Genomic DNA, 2364 nt, shown 5'->3' on the forward strand with positions numbered 1-2364 from the left:
CTTGAATGTAATTGTCTTGCTTCTTTTTTATTGTGACTACTATTCAAAATAATTACTCTTAATTTTTTCTGATAAATTTTGGCTTTTAATCTATCACTTCAAAATATATTGCCATAGCCAGATGTACTATTATTTTTTTATGTGGGAAATAATTCAATCAATTCTTTGGTGGCTGTTTATTGCACTATTGATAATTACTTTAATTCTATTTATTGGTTTTTATCTACGGGGAGCATTTCGCGATCGCCTTACCTATCGAGTTAAACACCCGCCTCATCCAGAAGATAATTACTTTCCTCTTGCTTTAGCCAGTATTACCAATTCTTTTGTTACTAAAGGAATCGTTACAAGTTTTTGGCATGAAGCTGATGCTATTCAACAGGCTCGCATAGATGCCATTAGTAAAGCGCATTGGACTTTGGACAAAAGAATGAGGAGTTCGCGAGTGACGTTCGCGAACTTAATCCCAAAAGAAGGGGCGACTACGGAGGGTTAGGATTCAGAGCTGGTAAGAGATGTTGATGCGTGGTTCTCATGATTGAAGAAATGCATCGTCAGCCATTTACCTTGATGCGGATACAAGTTACCACCACCGAAGGAATTAGCATCTGGAAACCGATGTAGTTGATTATGATGGGTCAACTTCGAGATGAATTGACCATCAATGAAGGTTATCAAGCTTATCTACAACGATATGACATCGAACACTTACTGCGTTTTGAGCGTGAGGGACGGCGAGGTTTCCTCGCCATGTCCAATCACGCTGTTGGCAAACAAAGATTGTTGCTTAATGCTAGTGGTACTCCCGAAGTTGAACATGAAGAGAATTGGGTCTCCCTTAGCCTTTTGGCTTATGTTCAACTGTGGGCAGCCAGAAAATTAGCTTCTACCTTACCCCAGCCCTGGGAACGTTATCTGCCTCAAAAAACCGAGGGTTTTCTTACTCCCAGTCTGGTTCAGCGCGATATGAATCGAATAATTACGGAGATTGGAACACCAGCTAATTCGCCCAAACCCCGAGGTTTTGCTTCTGGACGAACGGAGGGCATGATTCAAACCAAAAGAACTCGTCATGAGGTCATTAAAAAAGGTAAAAAAAGCAAAAAGCTAGAACCATCGACACCAATTGCGGTCTAATTGCTTCCAAATTGGCAGCTAATTAGGGAAGTCAAAATTCGCGAAGGTAATCGCGAATCATTTTGCTGTTTGTCCAAAGTCCAATTACTCTAATTGGAAAAGTTTAACCAAGTATGTAGAGAAAGTTTTGAGACTTTTTGGAGATCGCTATGTAATTGATTTTGCATAGGTACTTAGGTCAAAACTGGGGTATCAAAGGCAATATGACAAATAAGATCGAAGGGGTCGGCTTCTGGCTGATTTGTAACTTCCTTTAGCTCCTCAAAATCAATTCCTTTTTCCTCTAGCAATTCAATAACAAGCGATCGCTTGTTAGGGTCTGCCCATTTTTGTTGTATTTCTAAGGTAGAACGATAAAATATGCGGACTTGTTCTTTAGTGTGGTCAATGAGTTTGGATAGTCTTAATTCATTCTCTGCATCGGGATCGTAGATTTGTTCCTCGATAATTTCTTCTGTTCCGCCATCTACATAGTATTTTCGGGGTAGTTCATCCTCATCTGATGGTAAACCTCGAAAACCAGTATCTTCAGTCTCTTCTGGCTCTAATTCGTCTTGTTCTGGCTGAATTACTTGCCCTTCGTCATCAATTTCCCAATCTTCAATCAAAGCTGCTTCGCCGTCAAAATCTGGGTCTTCAAACAAAATGGTGCTTTTGGTATAGTCAATGATATTAAAGGATATTTTGTCGTATTCCTCTCTAACTCGCGTTCCTCGTCCAATTATTTGTTTAAAATCCGACATAGAACGAATCACACGAGTAAGCACAATATTTTTACAAGTCGGAATATCAACTCCCGTAGTTAACAACTTAGATGTCACCGCAATAATATGGGTTTGATCTTCAACATCTTTAAAATCATCTAAATGTCCTTTGCCCACAACACCAGCATCAGAAGTAATGCGGGTAATGTAATCAGAATTATCTTTGGTAATATCCGTATTAAGATTACCACGCCCTTCGGGCTGAAGTCAGGAGGATAGAGTCAGGAGTCAGGAGTTAGATCAAGCCCGAAGTTGGAGTATGCGCCTCGCCATTTTTAGGCGAAGAGAAACAAAATATATTCAAGTATTGAATCCTCGCTCCTTCGCCTCAGAGGTAAAACGACTGACATCACGACTTCAGATTTCTGACTTCGTGAAGTAGCTCTTTAATCATTGCCTTAACATGATGCTCATCTACACAAAAGACTATGGTTTTGGCATATCTATCGGTAGCTTTGAGAAA

2 protein-coding genes and 1 pseudogene are annotated in these 2364 nt (G+C 39.9%); 2 read left to right on the forward strand and 1 reads right to left on the reverse strand.

What is annotated here, in order from left to right; translation table 11 throughout:
- Positions 1-139: 139 nt before the first annotated feature.
- On the forward strand, positions 140-496 hold the full coding sequence (locus tag H1P_RS35250; RefSeq protein WP_222427412.1) for a hypothetical protein: 357 nt from the start codon (positions 140-142) through the stop codon (positions 494-496).
- 134 nt (positions 497-630) lie between these two features.
- Positions 631-1137 carry a hypothetical protein gene (locus tag H1P_RS35255; RefSeq protein WP_222427413.1) on the forward strand — a complete coding sequence of 169 codons (507 nt, stop codon included), beginning with the start codon at positions 631-633 and terminating at the stop codon, positions 1135-1137.
- A gap of 176 nt (positions 1138-1313) precedes the next feature.
- On the opposite strand, the pseudogene H1P_RS35260 reads toward H1P_RS35255, so the two are convergent.
- Positions 1314-2087: pseudogene (locus H1P_RS35260) on the reverse strand (type I restriction-modification enzyme R subunit C-terminal domain-containing protein); the annotation flags it as partial.
- Positions 2088-2364: the final 277 nt, after the last annotated feature.

The organism is Hyella patelloides LEGE 07179, assembly GCF_900659865.1.
GTDB lineage: Bacteria > Cyanobacteriota > Cyanobacteriia > Cyanobacteriales > Xenococcaceae > Hyella > Hyella patelloides.

What these genes read in the sequence shown, in the direction of transcription:
- H1P_RS35255 (WP_222427413.1), top strand. Translation starts at nt 631, where the DNA reads ATGATGGGTCAACTTCGAGATGAATTGACCATCAATGAAGGTTATCAA.
- H1P_RS35250 (WP_222427412.1), top strand. Translation starts at nt 140, where the DNA reads ATGTGGGAAATAATTCAATCAATTCTTTGGTGGCTGTTTATTGCACTA.